This is a genomic window from Flavobacterium sp. (assembly GCF_043720215.1).
GTDB lineage: Bacteria > Bacteroidota > Bacteroidia > Flavobacteriales > Flavobacteriaceae > Flavobacterium.
The window spans coordinates 1-21,142 of the sequence record NZ_JAYSSZ010000261.1; the positions used below are offsets into that span (position 1 = coordinate 1).

The 21,142-nt window shown below is 31.6% G+C and carries 20 protein-coding genes; 9 read left to right on the forward strand and 11 right to left on the reverse strand.

Annotated elements, in window-relative coordinates; all coding sequences use genetic code 11:
- From ACHZC3_RS11415 to ACHZC3_RS11435, 5 genes are all read left to right on the forward strand, one after another.
- On the forward strand, nucleotides 1-1,963 hold a 1,963-nt coding region (locus ACHZC3_RS11415; RefSeq protein WP_394759980.1), incomplete at its 5' end, for a M16 family metallopeptidase.
- Nucleotides 1,964-2,168: 205 nt separating this feature from the next.
- Complete coding sequence (locus ACHZC3_RS11420; protein ID WP_394759981.1) at nucleotides 2,169-3,302, forward strand: P-loop NTPase; 1,134 nt, start codon at nucleotides 2,169-2,171, stop codon at nucleotides 3,300-3,302.
- A 3-nt stretch (nucleotides 3,303-3,305) separates the two neighbouring features.
- A complete protein-coding gene (locus ACHZC3_RS11425; protein ID WP_394759982.1) occupies nucleotides 3,306-3,545 on the forward strand; it encodes a NifU family protein in 240 nt (79 codons plus the stop codon).
- A 191-nt stretch (nucleotides 3,546-3,736) separates the two neighbouring features.
- Nucleotides 3,737-4,792 carry an NAD(P)/FAD-dependent oxidoreductase gene (locus ACHZC3_RS11430; protein ID WP_394759983.1) on the forward strand — a complete coding sequence of 352 codons (1,056 nt, stop codon included), beginning with the start codon at nucleotides 3,737-3,739 and terminating at the stop codon, nucleotides 4,790-4,792.
- On the forward strand, nucleotides 4,793-5,356 hold the full coding sequence (locus tag ACHZC3_RS11435) for a hypothetical protein (RefSeq protein ID WP_394759984.1): 564 nt from the start codon (nucleotides 4,793-4,795) through the stop codon (nucleotides 5,354-5,356).
- A gap of 440 nt (nucleotides 5,357-5,796) precedes the next feature.
- Here ACHZC3_RS11435 and trpS read toward each other — a convergent pair whose 3' ends face one another.
- Nucleotides 5,797-6,774, reverse strand: a complete 978-nt coding sequence (gene trpS / locus ACHZC3_RS11440; RefSeq protein ID WP_394759985.1) for a tryptophan--tRNA ligase — start codon at nucleotides 6,772-6,774, stop codon at nucleotides 5,797-5,799.
- Between the two features lie 145 nt (nucleotides 6,775-6,919).
- Here trpS and ACHZC3_RS11445 point away from each other — a divergent pair, with 145 nt between their 5' ends.
- The gene (locus ACHZC3_RS11445) at nucleotides 6,920-7,672 is read left to right on the forward strand and encodes a lysophospholipid acyltransferase family protein (protein WP_394759986.1); all 753 of its coding nucleotides are present in this window, start codon (nucleotides 6,920-6,922) and stop codon (nucleotides 7,670-7,672) included.
- Here ACHZC3_RS11445 and ACHZC3_RS11450 read toward each other — a convergent pair.
- The 3 genes from ACHZC3_RS11450 to ACHZC3_RS11460 form a co-directional block, all read right to left on the reverse strand.
- Complete coding sequence (locus tag ACHZC3_RS11450; RefSeq protein WP_394759987.1) at nucleotides 7,667-9,241, reverse strand: vitamin K epoxide reductase family protein; 1,575 nt, start codon at nucleotides 9,239-9,241, stop codon at nucleotides 7,667-7,669. The two genes, ACHZC3_RS11445 and ACHZC3_RS11450, sit on opposite strands and share 6 nt — an antisense overlap.
- 10 nt (nucleotides 9,242-9,251) lie before the next feature.
- Nucleotides 9,252-10,811 (reverse strand): TlpA family protein disulfide reductase, encoded by a 1,560-nt coding sequence (locus tag ACHZC3_RS11455; RefSeq protein ID WP_394759988.1) that lies wholly within the window; start codon nucleotides 10,809-10,811, stop codon nucleotides 9,252-9,254.
- A 135-nt stretch (nucleotides 10,812-10,946) separates the two neighbouring features.
- Nucleotides 10,947-11,117, reverse strand: a complete 171-nt coding sequence (locus ACHZC3_RS11460) for a hypothetical protein (RefSeq protein WP_394759989.1) — start codon at nucleotides 11,115-11,117, stop codon at nucleotides 10,947-10,949.
- A gap of 180 nt (nucleotides 11,118-11,297) precedes the next feature.
- Between ACHZC3_RS11460 and ACHZC3_RS11465 the strand changes: the two genes are divergently transcribed.
- Nucleotides 11,298-11,528 (forward strand): helix-turn-helix domain-containing protein, encoded by a 231-nt coding sequence (locus tag ACHZC3_RS11465; RefSeq protein WP_394759990.1) that lies wholly within the window; start codon nucleotides 11,298-11,300, stop codon nucleotides 11,526-11,528.
- Nucleotides 11,529-11,662: 134 nt separating this feature from the next.
- Here the strand turns inward: ACHZC3_RS11465 and ACHZC3_RS11470 are convergent, their stop codons facing one another.
- The 5 genes from ACHZC3_RS11470 to ACHZC3_RS11490 form a co-directional block, all read right to left on the reverse strand.
- Nucleotides 11,663-13,447 (reverse strand): hypothetical protein, encoded by a 1,785-nt coding sequence (locus ACHZC3_RS11470; RefSeq protein ID WP_394759991.1) that lies wholly within the window; start codon nucleotides 13,445-13,447, stop codon nucleotides 11,663-11,665.
- Complete coding sequence (locus ACHZC3_RS11475) at nucleotides 13,444-13,983, reverse strand: RNA polymerase sigma factor (RefSeq protein WP_394759992.1); 540 nt, start codon at nucleotides 13,981-13,983, stop codon at nucleotides 13,444-13,446. The genes ACHZC3_RS11470 and ACHZC3_RS11475 overlap by 4 nt, the downstream gene beginning before the upstream one ends.
- 12 nt (nucleotides 13,984-13,995) lie before the next feature.
- Nucleotides 13,996-14,409, reverse strand: a complete 414-nt coding sequence (locus ACHZC3_RS11480; protein ID WP_394759993.1) for a hypothetical protein — start codon at nucleotides 14,407-14,409, stop codon at nucleotides 13,996-13,998.
- A 124-nt stretch (nucleotides 14,410-14,533) separates the two neighbouring features.
- The gene (gene odhB / locus ACHZC3_RS11485) at nucleotides 14,534-15,748 is read right to left on the reverse strand and encodes a 2-oxoglutarate dehydrogenase complex dihydrolipoyllysine-residue succinyltransferase (RefSeq protein WP_394759994.1); all 1,215 of its coding nucleotides are present in this window, start codon (nucleotides 15,746-15,748) and stop codon (nucleotides 14,534-14,536) included.
- 37 nt (nucleotides 15,749-15,785) lie between these two features.
- Nucleotides 15,786-18,551, reverse strand: coding sequence for a 2-oxoglutarate dehydrogenase E1 component (locus tag ACHZC3_RS11490; RefSeq protein WP_394759995.1), 2,766 nt, complete (start codon nucleotides 18,549-18,551; stop codon nucleotides 15,786-15,788).
- A 115-nt stretch (nucleotides 18,552-18,666) separates the two neighbouring features.
- Here ACHZC3_RS11490 and ACHZC3_RS11495 point away from each other — a divergent pair, with 115 nt between their 5' ends.
- Complete coding sequence (locus tag ACHZC3_RS11495) at nucleotides 18,667-19,224, forward strand: hypothetical protein (RefSeq protein ID WP_394759997.1); 558 nt, start codon at nucleotides 18,667-18,669, stop codon at nucleotides 19,222-19,224.
- A gap of 55 nt (nucleotides 19,225-19,279) precedes the next feature.
- Here the strand turns inward: ACHZC3_RS11495 and ACHZC3_RS11500 are convergent, their stop codons facing one another.
- Nucleotides 19,280-19,435: a hypothetical protein gene (locus ACHZC3_RS11500; RefSeq protein ID WP_394759998.1), complete on the reverse strand. Its 156-nt coding sequence runs from the start codon at nucleotides 19,433-19,435 to the stop codon at nucleotides 19,280-19,282.
- A gap of 199 nt (nucleotides 19,436-19,634) precedes the next feature.
- Nucleotides 19,635-19,817 (reverse strand): class I lanthipeptide, encoded by a 183-nt coding sequence (locus tag ACHZC3_RS11505; RefSeq protein WP_394759999.1) that lies wholly within the window; start codon nucleotides 19,815-19,817, stop codon nucleotides 19,635-19,637.
- 225 nt (nucleotides 19,818-20,042) lie between these two features.
- On the opposite strand from ACHZC3_RS11505, the gene ACHZC3_RS11510 reads away from it, so the two are divergent.
- Nucleotides 20,043-21,142: tetratricopeptide repeat protein (locus ACHZC3_RS11510; RefSeq protein ID WP_394760001.1), on the forward strand; the 1,100-nt coding region annotated here is incomplete at its 3' end.

Sequence of the window (21,142 nt, forward strand, 5' to 3'; positions counted from 1 at the left end):
TAAACCAGGACCAGCTCCAACGGTAAATGTTGGAAAACCACAACGCTTTACTTTACCTAACGGAATGAAAGTAATGGTAGTTGAAAACAGTAAATTGCCAAGAGTTTCGTTTAATCTACAATTGGACAACGGTCCTTTTGTTGAAGGAAGCAAAAAAGGAATCGATGATTTGACCAGCGCTATGATGGGCAAAGGAACTAAAACAATTTCTAAAGACGTATTCAATGAAGAAATAGATTTTCTAGGAGCAAGCATCAATTTTTCTGCCAATGGAGCTTATGCAACAGGATTATCTAAATACGCAGGAAGAGTTTTAGACCTGATGGCTCAAGGCTGTTTAAATCCAAACTTTACACAAGTTGAATTTGACAAAGAAAAAGCAAAATTAATCGAAGGATTAAAATCTAATGAAAAAAGTGTTGCTGCTGTTGCAGGAAGAGTTGAGAACTTCTTAACTTTTGGTAAAAACCATCCTTCAGGAGAATATTTAACAGAGCAAACTATAAACAATGTTACACTAACTGATTTAACTCAGCATTACAATAGTTATTTTGTTCCCCAAAACGCTTATTTAGTAGTCATTGGTGATGTTAAATTTGCTGATGTTAAAACTAAAGTAGAATCTGCTTTCGAATCTTGGTCTAAAGGTGTTGCACCAGCATTATCTTATACAGACCCAAAGAATTTACAATACACACAAATTAATTTTGTAGATATGCCAAACGCGGTACAATCTGAAATTTCTTTAGTAAATACTGTAAATCTAAAAATGACGGACAAAGATTATTTTGCAGCTATATTAGCAAATCAAGTTTTAGGAGGCGATTTCAATAGTTACTTGAATATGAACTTGCGTGAAAAACACGGTTGGACATATGGAGCACGTTCTAGTATTTCTGGAAGCAAATATGTAACAAAATTTAAATCATCATCTCAAGTTCGTAATGCAGTTACTGATAGTGCCGTAGTTGAGTTTATGAACGAATTAAAACGTATTCGTAAAGAAAAAGTGACCAATGAGGTTTTAAATAATGTAAAGGCTGGTTTTATAGGGAAATTTGTGATGCAAATTGAAAAACCTGAAACTGTAGCTCGTTATGCATTAGCAACAGAAACACAGAAATTACCAGCAGATTTCTACGAAAACTACATCAAAAGCATCAATGCAGTTACAACTGAGGATGTTATGAAAGCTGCCAATAAATATTTCCTTGCAGACAATACACGTATAGTTATTGTTGGAAAAGGAAGTGAAGTAATTCCTGGATTGGAAAAACTAAAAATTCCAATGTTCTTTTTTGATAAATGGGGAAATCCAGCTACAAAAACGGAAGAGAAAAAAGCTAGCGCTGATGTAACTGTAAAATCTATTTTAGACAAATATATTGCAGCAATTGGTGGAGAAAAATCGGTAAAAGCAATAAAAACTACTTCTTCAAAATCATCAGCGACTGTTCAAGGAATGCCAATGGAATTATCTGTTAAAACCGCTGAAGGCAAAATGTTAGTCGAAATGAACGCTATGGGAATGACTATGATGAAACAAATGGTTAATGACAAAGTTGGATATATGGAACAACAAGGTCAACGTAAGGCCATTGAAGGTGAAAAACTCACAGAAATGAGAGCTAGTGCACAACCTTTTCCAGAATTAGCTTTAGCAACTAAAACTGGCGTAACACTACTTCCTATTCAAAACATAGACGGTAAAGATGCTTACGGAATAAAAGATGGTAAAAAAACCTATTTTTATGATGTAGCTACTGGACTAAGAGTTGGAACTTCAGAAGTTCGTGAAGCAAACGGTCAAACAATGACTCAAACCACAAACTTTAGTGATTATAAAGAGGTAAAAGGTGTAAAAATGCCTCACAAAACTACAATGAATGTAGGAATCGATATAGAATTGACTACTACAGAAATTAAGATAAATGAAGGTGTTGCAGACGCAGATTTTCAATAAAAATCTTTTAGAATAAGTTAGAAACCGTCTCATTAAAAAAATGAGACGGTTTTTTTTATCTCAACTATTTTATAATTATTTGCTAATTTTTATAAAATCACAAAAAACACTTCAATATTTTACAACTCACAAACTTTGAAACTTTACAACTACTTCACTATCTTTGCAATCTAAAATCAGTCTTAATAAAGACAAGAGATACAATATGAAATTAGATAGAAAAGAAATACTCAAAGCTTTAGAAACCATTTCTATAGCAGGCGAAGGGAAAAATATGGTCGAAAGTGGCGCCGTAACTAACGTAATCACTTTTGGAGACGAGGTTGTGGTAGATTTAGTCCTTTCAACACCAGCGATGCATATCAAGAAACGCGCAGAAGACGATATTCGTAAATTGATACAAGATGCTTTTTTAGCTACTGCTAAAGTAAAAGTAAATATCAAGGTTGAAACTCCCGAAAAAGCAAACGAAATAAAAGGAAAAGCCATTCCTGGAATCAAAAATATTATTGCCGTAGCTTCTGGAAAAGGAGGTGTAGGAAAATCGACCGTGACAGCTAATTTAGCCGTTACATTAGCAAAAATGGGCTTCAAAGTTGGTGTTTTAGATGCCGATATTTACGGACCAAGTATGCCAATCATGTTCGATGTCGAAAACGAAAAACCTATTTCTATTGAAGTCGATGGAAAATCGAAAATGAAACCTGTCGAAAGTTTCGAAGTTAAAATACTATCTATAGGATTTTTTACAGCACCAAGTCAAGCCGTTATTTGGAGAGGACCAATGGCTGCAAAAGCTTTAAATCAAATGATTTTTGATGCCGCTTGGGGCGAACTAGATTTTATGTTAATCGATTTACCACCAGGAACAGGAGATATTCATTTATCGATCATGCAATCATTGCCTATAACTGGTGCAGTTGTTGTAAGCACACCACAAGCCGTAGCTTTAGCCGATGCTAAGAAAGGGGTTTCTATGTTTTTATCGGATAGCATCAATGTTCCTGTTTTAGGAATTATCGAAAACATGGCGTATTTCACCCCAGAAGAATTACCTGATAATAAATATTACATTTTTGGAAAAGAAGGCGCAAAAAATCTTGCAGAAGATTTACAAGTACCATTTTTAGGAGAAATTCCATTGGTACAGAGCATTCGCGAAGCAGGTGATTACGGTCGCCCAGCAGCATTGCAAACTGCATCAATAATTGAAACTATTTTCGAAGAAGTAACAAGAAATGTAGTCAGAGAAACTGTAGCCAGAAACGAAAATTTACCAGCTACCGAAGCGATAAAAATTACTACAATGGCTGGTTGTTCAGCAGTAAATAAAAAATAAATTATGACCCCAGAAGAATTAATAGTAAACGTAGAAAAAGCACTAGAAGAAATCAGACCTTTTTTGAATTCTGATGGTGGTGATATTGCATTAGTTTCAATAGAGGATTCTAAACACGTAAAAGTACGTTTGCAAGGCGCTTGTACTTCATGTAGCGTAAGTCAGATGACTATGAGAGCTGGTGTAGAAACCACAATAAAAAAATATGCACCACAAATAGAAACGGTGGTTAATGTAGCATAAAAACTTGAGCGTGACCCCGCTTTTAATGGCGGGGTCGGGTTTTCGGCTATATCTTTTTTTCGTTCCTCAAAAAAGGATGCCGCCTCTACCCCTCACGCAAATCAAACTCATAAATGATAAAAATCATAAAATAGAAGTTCTCGTTTCAAGAACTTTACAGCTTAAACGAATACACTTTTTACCACAAACAAATGATTGAAACAGATATACTAATAATCGGAGCTGGTCCAACTGGACTTTTTACAGTATTTGAAGCAGGACTTCTTAAATTAAAATGTCATATTATAGATGGTCTTCCACAACCCGGAGGTCAACTAACAGAATTATATCCTAAAAAACCAATTTTCGACATTCCTGGCTACCCATCGGTTTTAGCAGGCGATTTAGTCGATAATTTAATGGAACAAATTAAGCAATTTCAACCAGGATTTACTCTAAACGAAACTGCCGAAACCATTGATAAATTAGAAGACGGAACATTTATAGTAACCTCTAACAAAGGAACGAAACACCACGCAAATTCTATCGCAATTGCAGGAGGATTAGGTAGTTTCGAACCTAGAAAACCTATTTTAAAAGATTTAGAATTTTACGAAAAAGATAGAGGTGTAGAATATTTTGTAAAAGATCCTGAGAAATTTCGTGATAAGAAAATAGTGATTTCTGGTGGTGGAGATTCAGCTTTAGACTGGAGTATTTTCTTGTCTAATGTTGCTTCCGAAGTAACACTAGTACATCGTAGAAATGAGTTTCGTGGTGCTTTAGATTCGGTAGAAAAAGTACAAGAGCTAAAAAATGAAGGTAAAATAAAACTAGTAACTCCCGGAGAGGTAATAGGATTCAGTGGTTCTGAGAAAATAGAATCGGTAGATATTCAAGTGGGTACAGCACGAACTACAGTTGCTTGTGATTATTTTATTCCGCTCTTTGGACTTACCCCAAAGCTTGGCGCTATTGCAAACTGGGGATTAGATATTGAAAAAAACGCAATAAAAGTAAATAATGCTTTAGATTATCAAACCAATATTGAAGGGATTTACGCCATAGGTGACGTAAACACGTATCCTGGAAAATTAAAACTAATTCTTTGTGGTTTTCACGAAGCCACTCTTATGGTTCAAAGTGTATACCAACGCATGAATCCAGGAAAAAAATATGTTCTAAAATACACTACCGTTTCAGGAATTGATGGTTTTGACGGAACTAGAAAAGAAGCGGAAAAACAAGTCGTAAAAGCAATTGAATAAATGACATTAAATCATCCACAGTTAATCGATTTACTGAAAAAAGCTTATTCTGCTGAGAAAGCTGCCGCATTTGCTTATCAAGGTCATGCTGCTTCTGTAAAGGATGAAATGGAGAAAAAAGAAATTCGTCAAATAGAAATTGACGAATGGTTGCACCGCAAGGAAGTATTGCAAATCATGAACGATTTTGATATTTCTATTTCAAAATATTATGAGTTCAAGTTTTATATTATTGGCAAAGTGATTTCTGCAAGCTGTCATATCATAGGCTGGTTTATGCCTTTTTATTTTGCTGGGAGATTAGAAAGCGGCAATGTTTGTGAATATTTCAGAATGAGACAATACTTTAATTCTCTTGAAATTAGTGATTATGACAAGTTACTTTACGATATGGGAATAAAAGAGAAAGAGCATGAAATTTATTTTTTAGAGAAAATAAAAACTAATAAATTCCTACCATACTACGAGAAATATTTTTCTTGGGGAAATAATCAAAGCTTCAATAATATTGATTTAGACAAAAAATATCCTTTCGAAAACTCTAATCATTATTGTAAGAAATAACAGAATTGTTACCAATACCAATTGTTTTTAAAATTTCTGCTTGACTGAATTTGGTAGTCTAAAAATAAAAAATACAGAAAGTTCAAAAATTTTAAAACTTACACTAAAAGAATTTCTGTAGCTTTAATCGTTCTTATTGTTTTAACAGTAATACGGATTTTTTTTATCTTAATATTACCTTTGACGTTAACTTCTTCAGGGATTTCAATGGATTTAGTTTTAAACTTATAATCTACTGACTTAATAAGATTATTGGAATTTTTATGCCTATTAACATTGACACCTTTATTGTTAAGAAACAACAAAAAGAGCAGTACAAATAAAAAGTTATATTTCCTTAAGCTAAAACACATAAACCCTATTCATTTTTTTTAGAATGGGCTAAGATAATTCTACGGTTTTAAAAAAAAATACGGTTTTCCCGTACATTTTGTTAAAATTTATTCAAATCCTAATTTAGACTTTACTTTGCTTAAAACACCATTTGCAACATTCGCAGCTCTTTTAGCTCCAGCTTTCAATGCGTTTTCCAGTTCAGGTAAATTATTCATATAATAATTATATTTTTCTCTTTCCGTCGAAAATCTCTCAACAATCAATTCAAACAAAGCTTGTTTAGCGTGCCCGTAACCATAATCACGATTTATATTTTTATAGTTTAAGAGCATTTTCTCAATTTGTGATTCAGAAGCTAATAATTTGTACAATCCAAAAATATTGCAAGTTTCAGGGTTTTTAGGATCTTCAAGTGATGTGCTATCGGTTTCTATTGTCATTACTTGTTTGCGTAATGCTTTATCGTCCAAAAAAATATTGATAATATTGTTTCTTGATTTACTCATTTTCTGACCATCGGTTCCGGGAATAAGCATTGTATCCTTCTGAATTTTTGGCTCTGGCAAAACAAATGTTTCTCCCATTTGATGGTTAAATCTTGAAGCTACATCTCGCGTGATTTCAATGTGTTGTAACTGATCTTTTCCTACAGGAACAATGTTTGCGTCATATAACAAAATATCTGCAGCCATAAGCATAGGATACGTAAACAACCCTGCATTTACATCTTCTAACCTATCTGCTTTGTCCTTAAAAGAATGTGCCAATGTTAATCTTTGAAACGGGAAAAAACAACTCAAATACCAAGATAACTCTGCAGTTTGTGGTACATCGCTTTGACGGTAAAAAACAACTTTATTTATATCTAAACCACAAGCCAGCCAAGCCGCTGCTGTGCTATACGTATTTTCTTTTAGTGTTTTTCCGTCTTTTATTTGAGTTATCGAATGCAAATCGGCAATAAAAAGAAAAGATTCGTTTTCTGGTTTGTTTGACAATTCAATCGCAGGAATAATTGCTCCTAATAAATTTCCTAAATGTGGTGTTCCTGTACTTTGTATTCCTGTAAGTATTCTAGCCATTTTATATCTTTTTTAACCACAAAGTTCACAGAGAGTTCGCAAAGTTCACAAAGAGTTGTATTTATTTTATTACTTAGTATAGATAAGTTTTCACAAAGTTAATTCTTTTATCAAATTTAGAAAGCAATTCCTTATTTTTGGCGATATGAAATTATTTAAAATTATTTTTTGGTGTCTTTGGCGAGTATGGTTTTACATTCTTATGATAGTTCCTATCATCGTAATGTTCCCAATTTTGTTTGTTTCGCTATTGAAGGAAACATGGTATCCCTATTTTTTTAAAATAGCTCGTTTTTGGGCAAAGTTTGTTTTATTTGGTATGGGTTTTTATTATAAGATAGAAGCTGAACAAGAAATAATTCCTGGCAAAAGCTATATGTTTATTGCAAACCACACATCGATGACAGATGTGATGTTAATGCTGCTTGCAACAAAAAACCCATTTGTTTTTGTAGGGAAAAAGGAATTAGTTAAGATTCCAATATTTGGGTTTTTATTCAAAAGAGCTGCTATCATGGTAGATCGAGACAGCCCTAAAAGCAGAGCTGCTGTATATAATAGAGCGCAAAAAAGGATTGATCAAGGGTTAAGTATTTGCATTTTCCCTGAAGGAATAGTTCCTGATGATGAGTCAGTAATTCTTGCTGAATTTAAAAACGGAGCTTTCAATCTTGCGATTGATCATAAATTACCTATTGTTCCTATGACATTTGCAGATAATAAAGAACGCTATTCTTATACTATTTTTAGCGGAAGCCCAGGATTAATGCGTGTGAAAATTCATTCTTTTATCGAAACTCAAAACAGAGTTCATGAGCACAAAAAAGCAATACGAGAAGAGGCAAGAACTATTATTTACAATCAGCTAATCGCTTTTGAAGCAGAAAATAATTTATAATGCATCATCTTCTAAATCATTTATAAAATAAATCAAATCATTTCTATCATATTCGTACGGGAAAAGGTGATTATTTATAATAATGGCTGGCGTATACGTTATTTTATTTTCCTGATTCCAAGAAAATTGCTGATTTAGAATTTCGTTAGTTTTTAAATCCGTTATTTTAGAAGTTGACTTCAGCAGCAATTTGTCTTCTTCTTTATTTTCAAACCAATCGTGAAGGGCTTTTGCAAAAACATCTTGACCTTCATTGAAATAAATTTGAACTAATTTTTGATGCACTATTTTTGATTTTTCATTATTCTTTGAAACATCAAAATTGAAATGCAAATCGAAACAAACTTTGTCTTTATGTAAGTCTAGTATTTCTTCAATTATTTTATGCATCTCTTTACAATGACCGCAAAAGGGGCTAGAAACAACCGTGATTTTCAGTTTGGCTTCTGGATTACCAAGAAAAATATTATTTGAAGTAATTATTTTATTATTTACAACATCAGAAGCTAATAGAGCCATTTTAAACAACGAATATTTTCTTTTGAATCGATTGTTTTCACTTATTATTGCCTTAAAATTAAGATTTCTCTTGACGATACTTTTTAGAAATACCGATGCTATATGAGAACCTATTAAAACTAATAAAAAGTAAGCGATTGCCATTGTGTTTATTGCAAAACTAAAATTTGTATAAATCAAAAGACTTACTATTTCAGCATAAATGATGCAAATAATTACCAAACAAATAGGACACCATTTTTTTGCAACAACAATTTGTTGGTAGAACGAAAAAAGGGTTATAGGAATTGAAAATAGTAACAATACAAGTGTTATATTGTAAAAACTATTTAACTGATTGGCTATTGCAAATAATAACAAACCCAATAATTGAGCGCTAAAAAAAGTAATACTCGCTTCGCTAAAGCTAAAATTTTCTAAAAACCGTGATTTTTTAGCATTAATCACCGCATCGCAATCAGAGTTTGTAGTTATAGTACAGACTGCCTCCGAAAATTTTGTTTGAATTCCAAATTCGTGAGAAATAGCTTCTACAGATAAATAAACGCCAACTGTCGCAAAACAAACAAAAAGAAATGTTAGTAAAGAAAAGCCAGTTGCAAAAACTAAAAACAAATAAATTAACCCAAGAAAAACTAAACTAAAAACTAATAAATTGTTAGATTTTTTTGACACCAATTCGTTTTCTTCTTTTTCAGCCAGTAAAACAATGTTTTGAAACATTCCTTCAAACTTTTTGTTTGAAACAATATTTGATTTACCTTCTTTCGAATACTGAAAACCATTTTCTTTGCGCTCCACAAAGGCTAAAAAAGGGTTGTCCACTTTTTCTTGAATCAAAGCAACAAAAGTATTTGGCAAATGAACTAGATCTTCGCTCTCTAATCTTGTAGCAAGATTGCTAATTTTCAAGAAATTTAAAGTATCGCTTATTGCTAAAAGAGATGGATAACTGGCGTGTGATTGTACTTGAAAAAGAAATTCAGTTTGGTCAATAGTTATTTTTTCCTTTTTCAGATAATGAAAAAGGAAGGGAAAATTTTCGGTCATTTTATTGGGTTTATTTTGTAGCTAAGGCTTTAGTTATGTTAGCATAAAAAGTTTCTTTTTCTTTTGGCAAGCCTTCTAATTGCTTCAATTCTTTAGTTTTGGAGTTATATACAAAATATCTTGGAATATATGCACTTAACGGGTTTAGAAACTTTTCTTGATAGGCTTTGTTTGCTAAAAAATGATAGCCTGTAAGATTATAATCTTGTATATATTTTTCCCATTTTGCTGTTTCTTCTTCTTTATCAAAAGAAACGTATAGTGTTTTTATATTCTTGGTGTCTAAAAAAGAATGCAAGTCTTTATTGTATAGGAATTGCTGAATACAAGGTCCACACCATGTAGCCCATAAATCAATAAATAAATCTTGATTAGGGAATTTTTCAGCAAGAGCATCTGCTAATGACTGATTAGGTTGTGCAAAAGGCGCAGAGCCAACAGGATCTAATGTTGTACCATAAATAGCAAGATTTCCTAATGCAATTTTAGGTTCTGATTTTGCAACATTAGTAGTATTGGTACTTAAATTATTTAAAGCGATGTTCATTATACTTTCAGAAATAGGTATAATATAAGGGCTATTCGGAAATTTTTCTACATAAGCTTTGTAAACTAAAACTAAATCTTTGTATTTTACAGTTTTCTCGTTATCATAGCTTTTTATTAAGTCAAGAAAAACCTGTCCTATGAATGTTTCTTTGTAATCTTCATATTCAATATAATCAATAACTCCAAAAGCTCCTCCTCTAGAATTAAATATAGTGTCAAACTGATTCCAAAATCTCTTTGTTTTTTTGTTTTCCTTTATAGATTTACCTTCTAAATATAAGGCTGTTTTCTTGATTATACCCGTAAAAAAAAGTGATCTTAAATTATCTTCTTTATAAGGAATATATTTCAAATTAAAATAATCAGCAAGCTTATTAGCTTCTTCTTTCGTGATTTGAAACTGCGCTCTAAATTCGTCATACATAGCAACATTAAATGCTAACCCATCTATGCTTTGTTCCATCACTATTTTAGTGTATTCTAAACAAGATTTTGAAATTTGTTTTTTTAGGAAAAAGTCATTATAAATTTTTAAATATGCTGCTTCTTTATCCTTTATCTCTGCTATTATTTTATCTGCATTCGTATTATTCTTAAATATATCAGATACTTCACCACTAAATGCTACAGGTCCTAATTTTATATCACTGTACATTTTGTTTACTATGGCATTCTTCCCTTTAAAAATAATTTCGCCATTTTGTCTTTCTATAACTATAGTGTCCCCTGGTACTGCAAAAAAACGTGTGCTAATCATTCCAATGAAAGGTTTTTCATAAACATAAATAAGCCCTGGTCCTGAAATGGCTAGATTTTTTATGAATTTATCGTTTTTTAGTACCGCAGTATCTTTAGGGTTTATATAAGATGTTGCAGCAGCGTATTTTCCTATTGGCTTACAAAAACTCACATAATTACCTCCGTACTGTTGTGGCATATTCCCAATAATAGTAACGGGTTTAGATTGCGAATTGCATAAATTGGCTAGTAAAAATAGTACTGATAATAAAATAGTTTTCATCTGTTTGTGTTATTTTTTTCTCAAATATAAATCTATTACTATTTGAGATATCTTTTATTCTATTTAAAAATTTTTTTATATGTATTAAAATTGGAGCTGAAAGTATCAGCTCCAAATAATAAACTTTTTAATAACTTAACAACCAGGTACACTATTACAAAAATCCTGACAACCACAAAATGTAAGTGTTCCAGCTGTACCTGCTGAACAAGAACAAGAAGGCATGTTTTGCAAACCCGCCGAAATAGATTTCATTTCTGCTCTGTTTAAACTTTTTCCTAAGTTTAATGATTTTAAATTTTTCATGTTTTAAATTTTTTATTTGTTACTAATTTTTAAAATTTCCTAACATAATTTAATTTTACCACGTGCACTTGGCTATAAATGAATGTAGGAATAATTTTATTGTTTCGAATCTAAAACATTTTTTTAAAATAATGACAAATATTTAATTATTTTTTTGAATCGGTATATTGAGATTGCACTATGCCAAAGCAATTTCAAAATATCGACCTTCTTAATAAGATTGTGCTTTGCATAAAAGACATTAGGAAATCTAAAAAAATCACTTTAGAGGTATTTTATTTTGATACGGGTATACATTTAGCCAGAATTGAACAAGGCAAACAAAACATAACCATTTCTACATTATCTAAAATATGTGAGTATTTTGAAATTAGTTTGAGTGATTTTTTTGCACTTATAGAAAATAAATAATTTCTACTAATAATCAAGTTTAAAAGTGGTTTCGAACAGATCTGAAAATAAAAAAGTGCCCTGGCGAGGCACTTTCCCACTTGTTGCTATTTCTAACAACGGCAACTTAACTAAAAAAGGTGAAGCAAAATAGCTTAAAACTTGAAGCTTATTCCAGAATATAGCCCTATTAGATACGGTTTAAATCCTCCAGAATTAGCGTTAAATGTATTAATTTGATACTTAAATGTTGGTTCAAAATTTGCTTCAAATGATTTCCAAAAACTATACTTAAAACCCAATCCAATATTAGTACTAAAATGGACTTTATTTAAATTATTAGCTTCTCCCACAATAGTTGTAAGCCCAGAAGAAACAACAGAAACTTCATTCTCGTTTAGAAATAGCGAACTAAATCCTGTAATTACTTGAATCCCGAATTTTTTATCCAATAATTTATACGATACTTCAACAGGAACTTCAACATAACCCGTTTTTTGGTTTAATAATCCTTCGTCTTTGGTCTGAATCGCAATTTCTTGAGATGAAGTCGATTTTTTATCCTCAATAACCATGTTTCTAGCTTCTGGTGTAACATCTATTGTTTTTAGATTACTTGAAGAGCTTGAGTTTTTAGCAGAAATATTAGCATAATAAACAATATCGTTTGTGCTATAGCTAAAATCGAATTTATTGATTCCAGTTCTAATAGAAATTTTATTAGTAACAGCATAATCAATCCCGAAACCTAAACTCAAATTATTTTCGAAATTTTTAGCATTATCTGCAAACTGATTGTCTATTGGAGATCCTTGTGTAGCACTCATAAACAAAGGCGCAACATTAGGCTTTACTTTCCATTTCTGACTGTTTTCAACAATTTTTTCTTCTTTTATATCTTTAATTTCTTTCTCCTTCAGGATTTTGTCCAGAGGATTTTCTTCAACAACAGCAACAATTATTGAATCTTTTAGAATGATTTCCGAAAAATTCTGCTTTTGTATTGCTGTATTTGCAATCGATGAATTATTGCTGTTACTAGATAAATTATCGACTTTCTTTTTTGAATTTTCATCTGAATCAGCAGAAGAATTTGTTTTTGTAGATACATTGTTTTGAGCTAAAACAGGTGAAGAATTATCAGACTCTGAGCTCTTAATTACACTAGAAATTAAAGTTTGCTTCGCCTGTTCGCTAACGCTCGAGTTTGATTTTCTGTCTCTTGAATTTTCGTTTGCAGAATTAGTGGCAATTTCGTTTGCAGAATTTTGAAATTGGTCTTTATTTTTATGAGAGTTTGTTCTTTTAGTTTTACTAGAATAATGCAGTTTGTTTTTACTTTTAGTATCCGATTCTGATGTAATTTCAGATGAAGCTAAACTTGTGTTTCTTGATTTATATTTCGAATACGTTTGGCCTTTTTTTGAAGTCGAACTTGCATTTTCCTTGTTTGAAATAACATTCTTTTTATCTGACTTCTCATTCTTTATTATTTCGTCATTCTGATTTTCAACTATTGACTTATTTTGATTTGAAATACTATTTTCTGATACATTGTTATTTGTCGTCGAATTGTAATTTTTTTGATTCTGAACTATTGGATTTTTTGTGTTTAAAATTTTACTCTTTTCAGGGTTTTCAATATCTGTTTTTAATGGTTTTTTTTCGTTGTTTTCTATTGAAACTAAAGTCTTAGAATTATTGTTATTTTTATTAAAGCTAGATGAATTTGTATAGTTATTTACTGTAAAAATACCCAATATAAATGCGGCGGCAATTCCTGCAGCTTTTACATTAAACCAAAACGGAATAACTCGTTTTTTGCTTTCTTTTTTTTCAAGTTTTGAAGCGATGTTTTCCCAAACCTGTGAGGAAGGCGTGGCTTCATAATCCTTAAATTTTTCTTGGAACAAACGTTCTATATTTTTTCTTTCGCTCATTTTGCAGATGGAAATATTTTTTCTTGTGATTTGTCTATTTTATCTTTTAGTGACATTTTGGCTCTAGCCAAATTAGATTTGCTGGTTCCAATTGTAATTCCTAGCATTTCGGCAATTTCTTTGTGCGAATAATCATCCATAACATACAAATTAAACACTAACCTATACCTATCTGGCAATTCTTGAATGATTTTTAGCAAAAAATCTAAACTTATATTTTCGTCATCTATTTCTACTGATGCATCATCAACAACATCATTTACAAGCTCTAAAAACGGTGTCTTTCGATACTGTTGTAAAACGTGATTTACCATTACTCTTTTTGCCCAACCATCAAACGAACCTGCAAATTTGTATTGCCCTATTTTATCAAAAATAATTAAAAAACCATCTTGAAGATTATCTTCCGCTTCGGCATAATTTCTTGAGTACTTCAAGCAAACAGAAAACAATTTACCCGAATACAGCTGGTATAATTGTTCTTGCGACTTGGTATTTTTTTCTAGACATCCTTGTATGAGTGCGGGTAAACTCAAATTTAAATTATTTTATGGTATAACTGGAATTGTAATTTCTTCATAAATATCTACTCCATTTGCATCTTTCCCTTTCCAGAGTTTAAAGATGTAACTCGTTTCTGTTGTGGGTTTAAACTGTAATATCTGTGTAATTGGATTTACTGTTGCTGTCGTACAATTATCTTGTTCAATAACACTAGTTTGAATGGCAATTGTTCTAATATTTAAGTTTCGTTCATAATAAAACCCCTCATAAATATGACAAGTACTTGGTCGAATATAATTAAAAGGTAGTTCATAAATACTATCTTTTTTAAATTCAAGAGGGAGAACAGCACTGTCTATAGGTAATAATTCTAAATGAAATTTAGGATTGTTATCTTCTCCTACACTACATCCTATAAAAATTGTTACAAATACCAATAGTAATATAAACTGCTTCATTTTATTAATTTATTTGTTTAGTCTCTTAAAGATACGAAAACAACTAAAAGGTTGCGTTTAAAATAAAAAAAATCCCAAAACAAATTTGTTTTGGGATTTTTTTTATAATCATATATTCGGAATACTACAACTCGAAAGCTTTCTTAGGATTGTTATCCATCAATAATTCTAATGGGTTTTCTAAAGCTTCTTTAACCGCTACTAAGAAACCTACTGACTCACGACCATCAATAATTCTGTGATCATAAGAAAGTGCAACATACATCATTGGGTGAATTTCTACTTGACCATTTACGGCAATCGGACGTTCAATAATGTTGTGCATTCCTAAAATTCCAGATTGTGGAGGATTAATAATTGGAGTACTCAACATACTTCCGAAAACGCCACCATTTGTAATAGTAAAAGTCCCGCCAGTCATATCATCTACTGTAATTTGACCATCACGCGCACGAATAGCCAAACGTTTAATCTCCGCTTCCACACCTCTAAAAGTTAATAGTTCAGCGTTGCGAACAACAGGAACCATTAATCCTTTTGGTCCAGAAACCGCAATTGAAATATCTGCAAAATCATACGCCACTTTATAATCGCCATCCATCATTGAATTGACATCTGGAAATAACTGTAACGCTCTTGTTACTGCTTTAGTAAAGAATGACATGTAACCTAATCCAACACCATTATGTTTTGCTTTGAATGCGTCTTTGTATTCGTTACGAATGTTGTTTATAGGTGTCATGTTTACTTCGTTGAACGTAGTTAACATAGCAGTTTCGTTTTTAGCAGCAACTAAACGTTCGGCAACTTTACGACGCAACATTGATAATTTTGTGCGTTCTGAGCCACGGGAACCTCCTGTTGGCGTTCCCATAGATGGTGTTGCATTTACAGCATCTTCGGTAGTTATTCTACCACCTTTTCCAGTGCCAACAACGTCAGAAGGTTGTATGTTCTTTTCGTCTAATATTTTTTTAGCCGCTGGTGATGGAGTACCAGTTGCATATGTTATTGTAGCTGCTGGAGCTACTTTTACTTCTTCTTTTTTAACTTCAGTAGCAGGTTTAGTTTCAGCAACTGGAGTTGCACCATTTGGTTTTGCAGCATCTGTATCGATTAAACAAACTACTGCTCCTACAGCAACTGTATCTCCTTCTTCTGCTTTTAGGGTAATAATTCCGCTAGCTTCTGCTGGTAATTCTAATGTTGCTTTGTCCGAATCTACTTCAGCAATGGCTTGATCTTTTTCTACATAATCGCCGTCTTTTACTAACCAAGTTGCGATTTCAACTTCTTTTATTGATTCCCCTGGTGATGGGACTTTCATTTCTAAAATCATTGTATATTATTTTAAATGATGAGTTTATATTTTAAAACTATTGAAACAAATTCTTGTCAAAAACCATTCTAATGGCATCGGCGTGACGACGTTTTGCTCGTGTGTAACTTCCTGCCGCAGGTGCTGCATATGCTTTTAGCGATGCCAATCTCCATTTTACTAAATCAAAATTCATTAGCATAAAGCTATAAGCTCCCATATTTTTAGGCTCTTCTTGTGCCCAAACATAATCGTTTGCATTTGGATATTTTGCTATAATTTCTTTTAGTTGTTCTACTGGTAGTGGGAATAACTGTTCAATTCTAACCACTGCAACATCGTTTCTTTTTAAGTTTTCTCTTTCGGCAGTGATGTCGTAGTAGAATTTTCCTGTACAGAAAACTAATGTTTTCACATCTGCTTTTGGCACTAAAACATCATCAATGGTTTCTTGAAACTGCCCATTTGCAATTTCGTCTTGTGTAGAAACACATCTTGGATCACGTAGCAAACTTTTTGGTGTGAAAACAACTAATGGTTTGCGGTATTTAGTGACCATTTGTCTTCTCAATAAGTGAAAGAAATTGGCTGGTGTTGTACAATCGGCAACGACCATATTATGTCTAGCACAAAGTTGTAAGTATCGTTCCATTCTTCCTGAAGAATGCTCTGCGCCTTGCCCTTCGTATCCGTGAGGCAACAATAGAACAATACCGTTTTGGTTGTTCCATTTGTCTTCGCCACATGAAATGTATTGGTCAATCATGATTTGGGCTCCATTACTGAAATCTCCAAATTGTGCTTCCCAAATAGTTAATGCGTTAGGATTTGCTAAAGCATAACCATAATCGAATCCTAAAACTCCATATTCTGAAAGGTGTGAATTAAAAACATTGAATTTTCCTTTCTTTCCTTTTATATTGTTTAATAAAACAACTTCTTCTTCCGAATCTTCAACTTTTACAACAGCGTGACGATGCGAAAAAGTTCCTCTTTCGACATCTTGTCCAGAAATTCTAACATCATAACCTTGGGTTAATAGTGAACCGTAAGCTAGTGCTTCTGCCGTTCCCCAATCGATGGCATTGTTGTTGTACATTGTTTTTCTATCAGTAACAATTTTTGAAATTTTATTGATAAATTTCTTGTCAGATGGCAATGTCGAAATAGTTTCTAGAATGGCGTCTAATTCTTTTTTATCGAATTTAGTATCTACTTTTTGTAGCATCACATCGTCTGAAACTTGAGCAAATCCTGTCCATTCATTTTGCATAAATGGCGTAATGATTGTCAGAGATTTTTTGCGTGAAGCTTCAAGATTGTCATCTAAATCTTGCTTATATGCTTTTTCTAAATCGTTTACAAAATTACCATCGATTACGTTTTGAGTAATTAATTTTTCAGCATAAATATCACGAGGATTTTTATGTTTTGCAATGATTTTGTATAATAATGGTTGTGTAAAACGAGGCTCGTCTCCTTCGTTATGACCGTATTTTCTGTATCCTAATAAATCGATGAACACGTCACGGCCAAATTGCATTCTGAAATCTAAAGCAAAAAGCATGGCGTGAACAACAGCTTCAGCATCATCTGCATTAACATGTAATACTGGCGAAAGCGTTACTTTTGCAATATCTGTACAATAAGTAGATGAACGTGCATCTAAATAATTTGTAGTAAAACCAACTTGATTGTTAATTACAATATGAATGGTACCACCTGTTTTATATCCATCAAGTTGAGCCATTTGAATAATTTCGTACAAAATTCCTTGTCCGGCAATTGCAGCATCTCCATGAACAGCAATAGGCAATACTTTCGAAAAATCATCTGGAAAATATTTGTCTTGTTTGGCACGCGTAATTCCTTCAATAACAGCTCCAACAGTTTCTAAATGCGAAGGGTTGGGTGCTAGATTAAGATTGATGTGTTTTCCTGAACGTGTTTTCCTATCAGATGTTAATCCTAAATGGTATTTTACGTCTCCATCAAAATATTCTTGATCGTAATCTTTACCATCAAATTCTGAAAATATATCTTGAGTTGATTTTCTGAAAATATTTGCTAAAACATTCAAACGACCACGATGTGCCATTCCCATAACAAATTGTTCTACTCCTTTATCTGCTGCAGCTTCAATTAGAGCATCAATTGCGGGAATTATAGATTCTCCGCCTTCAAGAGAAAAACGTTTTTGGCCTACATATTTTGTATGTAAGAAGTTTTCGAAAGAAACAGCTTCATTTAGTTTTTCAAGTATAATCTTCTTTTGTTGGTTATCAAAATTTGGAAGATTATCATTAATATTTAATCTGTCTTGAACCCACTGAATAACTTCTGGATTTCTCATGTACATATATTCGATACCAATGTGTTGGCAATATACGTTCTTGAGGTGATCTAATATTTCTTGAAGAGTCGATGGCTTATGTCCTAAAACTTTAGCTGCATCAAAAACAGTCCTTAAATCTGCATTAGATAATCCAAAATTTTCTATATCTAAAGTCGGATAATAATTTCTTCTGTCTCGAACAGGATTTGTTTCGGTAAACAAGTGACCACGAGTTCTATATCCGTCAATTAGCTTTAAAACATTAAACTCTTTTTGCAATTTATCAGACACAACTGTACTTCCTGAGTCCCCATTTGCCATAGAAGACAATTGTTCGACTGGACTATTTCCAAATTCGTTGGCAAAATCAAATCCTTGAAAAAAACTTCTCCAACTTGGTTCTACACTATCAGGATTTTGTAAATATTGATCATATAAATCTGCAAAAAAAGCAGTGTGTGCGGCATTTAAAAATGAAAACCTATCCATATATTTGTTTAAATGAGCTTTAGTTTAAAAAATTATAGGCAAAAATATAACATTTACTACAAATACGTTCCCTTTTTTTATACTTTTATAGTGTAATATTTAAGACTTCTATTCTATGATTATTAATAGCTCAAAAAAGAACATCAGATTCTATTTGTTTTTAGTTTTATTTTCTTTTTCGCTTAATGGTTTGTCGCAAGATTCTGTTAGTGTTCAAAAACCAGAACGAGTAAAAAGTGAGTTTTGGAAAAAAGTTCAAATAGGCGGTGGTTTAGGACTGAATGTAGGTGGTGGTTTTACTGACATTACTGTTGCTCCAAGTGCTATTTATAATTTGAATAAATATGTTTCTCTAGGAGTTGGTTTGCAGGGAAGTTATGTTTCTGTAAAAGACAACTATAATTCTTTTATTTATGGAGGAAGCTTAATAGGATTGATAAATCCAATCGAGCAAATTCAGCTGTCGGTAGAACTAGAACAGCTTAAAGTAAACACTAGATTTGATCCTTTTTTTCAGATTCCGTCAAGACATTTCTGGAACACAGGATTATTTCTTGGTGCAGGTTATCGCGCAAATAACATAACAATTGGTGCTAGATATAATGTTTTGTTTAACGAGGACGATAATGTATACAGTAATGCTTTTATGCCGTTTATAAGAATTTATTTTTAATGATTAAACTATTTTTTAATCAATGTAAATTTGACTTATTGTTTTAATTTAAACTCTAACAGTTTGTTGAAAATCTTTCTTTTGGACCAGTTTGAGTATAGGTCATTTCAATCATTGTTGTAATACTATCATTATCATATTTTGATTCTTTACTATCACTACCTCCAAAAATTTTACTGATTTTTTCGGTATTTAATTCTATGATTGACAACTTAGTAAAGTTTAATTTATTAGATTTATTTTTTTTCATTTCTAGTTTATTTTTTATTTGTAAAACCCTTCGAGTTAAACGGATTTAATTAAATTTTGCCTTATTAAAAAACATTTATGCTAATTTGTGTAACGTTAATTTTTTTACTTATCAAATTTAAGAATCAAAAACATCAAAAATTAGTAGCAAAAAAATTTATCTAACACCTTGTAGAAAAAATTTCTTTTGGTCCTGTTTGAGTAAAAAGTGCTTTAATTGATGTCTCAACATATTCTAATTCATTATCATTACTTCCTCCAAAAATTTTATTGATTTTTTCGGTATTTAATTCTGTGATTGACAACTTATTAAAGTTTAATTTATTGAATTTATTTTTTTTCATTTCTTAATTTCTTTTATGTTTGTATCAAAAATAATATAATAATTGTATTTACAACAAACAGTTAGACTAAAATTTATAAATTTAGGCTATTATTTTTTATTTTTTTTTGATGTAAAACTTTGTTTTACAGAATTTTATAAACTAAAACGTATGATTCGAGCGACGAAGTTTTTTTGTGTTATAATTGCCTTTTTTTTTGTAAATACTATGCAAAGCCAAAATAAATTGGAATCATTTAAGGACTCCATTTATAATAATTTTGATCAAAATCCTCAAAAAGCAAAATTATATTCTCATAAGTTTTTAAAAATCGCCCGTAAATTAAATGACAATAAAGAAGAAAGTAATGCTTATTATCTTTTAGCTGAATTGTGCGGCACTATTTCTCAAAAGGACAGTGCTATTTTTTATTTTAAAAAGGCTATTGATAAAGCAAGTGCCATTAATAATCAAGAATTAGTTTTAAATTATAAAATAAATAAAGCCAGTTATTTATTTACAGAATATGACTTTAATGGCGCTTTGCTTCTGTATGATGAATGTTTGAAACTTGCAAAAAAGAATGGTAATAAAAAAGCGTATGATTATATAACAAACAAACGAGGAAATGTTTATTATGAGATTGGAAAGTATAATGAGGCATTAGCAATCTTTAAAAAAAGTCTCAGAAACAAAGACTTTGAGGCGCTAACTTTATTAGGGATTCAATTGAGTATTACTAAAACATTCTTGAAGCTGAATCAACCAGATTCAGCCCTTGTTTATTCTAAAAAAAGCATTTCAGAAGCTAAAAATTTAAAATTAGAAGAGTTTGAAATGCATTTTTACCACGAAGAAGGGCTTATTTATACTTATAAAAAAAAGTATGAAATTGCAGAAAAGTCCTTCGACAAAGCTTTGTTTCTAGCGCAAAAAGATGATTTTTTTGAAATGAAAAGGTTAATTTTAATCAGTAAATCCAAACTATTCTCATTGCAAAAACAAAGTGATAAAGCAATTTTACTTTTAAAAGAAATTGTGAGTAATAAAAATAACATTCCTATTTCTGTCGAAAATAGGGTTGTTATAGATTCTTTATTGGCAGATAATTATAAGGCTATGAACAAATTGGCACTATCTAATTTTCATTATCAAAAATGTAATGAAGGACAGCGAAAACTAAATAGTAAAAAAATTGATGCAATAGATCAACTTCACAAAATTGACTTGTTAGAAGTTAAAGATGAAAGTGACAATCAAACCAAATTGAAATGGATTTTTACTTTGATTGCAATCCTTTCTGTGATAGGCCTTATCATAATTTATATAAAAAAAATCAAAAGCGA

Excerpts from the sequence above, each read along its gene's own strand:
- ACHZC3_RS11490 (WP_394759995.1), bottom strand. The coding sequence starts at position 18,551 with ATGGATAGGTTTTCATTTTTAAATGCCGCACACACTGCTTTTTTTGCA.
- ACHZC3_RS11495 (WP_394759997.1), top strand. The coding sequence starts at position 18,667 with ATGATTATTAATAGCTCAAAAAAGAACATCAGATTCTATTTGTTTTTA.
- ACHZC3_RS11470 (WP_394759991.1), bottom strand. The coding sequence starts at position 13,447 with ATGAGCGAAAGAAAAAATATAGAACGTTTGTTCCAAGAAAAATTTAAG.
- ACHZC3_RS11465 (WP_394759990.1), top strand. The coding sequence starts at position 11,298 with ATGCCAAAGCAATTTCAAAATATCGACCTTCTTAATAAGATTGTGCTT.
- odhB (WP_394759994.1), bottom strand. The coding sequence starts at position 15,748 with ATGATTTTAGAAATGAAAGTCCCATCACCAGGGGAATCAATAAAAGAA.
- ACHZC3_RS11430 (WP_394759983.1), top strand. The coding sequence starts at position 3,737 with ATGATTGAAACAGATATACTAATAATCGGAGCTGGTCCAACTGGACTT.
- ACHZC3_RS11435 (WP_394759984.1), top strand. The coding sequence starts at position 4,793 with ATGACATTAAATCATCCACAGTTAATCGATTTACTGAAAAAAGCTTAT.
- trpS (WP_394759985.1), bottom strand. The coding sequence starts at position 6,774 with ATGGCTAGAATACTTACAGGAATACAAAGTACAGGAACACCACATTTA.
- ACHZC3_RS11425 (WP_394759982.1), top strand. The coding sequence starts at position 3,306 with ATGACCCCAGAAGAATTAATAGTAAACGTAGAAAAAGCACTAGAAGAA.
- ACHZC3_RS11505 (WP_394759999.1), bottom strand. The coding sequence starts at position 19,817 with ATGAAAAAAAATAAATTCAATAAATTAAACTTTAATAAGTTGTCAATC.
- ACHZC3_RS11480 (WP_394759993.1), bottom strand. The coding sequence starts at position 14,409 with ATGAAGCAGTTTATATTACTATTGGTATTTGTAACAATTTTTATAGGA.
- ACHZC3_RS11450 (WP_394759987.1), bottom strand. The coding sequence starts at position 9,241 with ATGACCGAAAATTTTCCCTTCCTTTTTCATTATCTGAAAAAGGAAAAA.
- ACHZC3_RS11445 (WP_394759986.1), top strand. The coding sequence starts at position 6,920 with ATGAAATTATTTAAAATTATTTTTTGGTGTCTTTGGCGAGTATGGTTT.
- ACHZC3_RS11420 (WP_394759981.1), top strand. The coding sequence starts at position 2,169 with ATGAAATTAGATAGAAAAGAAATACTCAAAGCTTTAGAAACCATTTCT.
- ACHZC3_RS11460 (WP_394759989.1), bottom strand. The coding sequence starts at position 11,117 with ATGAAAAATTTAAAATCATTAAACTTAGGAAAAAGTTTAAACAGAGCA.
- ACHZC3_RS11455 (WP_394759988.1), bottom strand. The coding sequence starts at position 10,811 with ATGAAAACTATTTTATTATCAGTACTATTTTTACTAGCCAATTTATGC.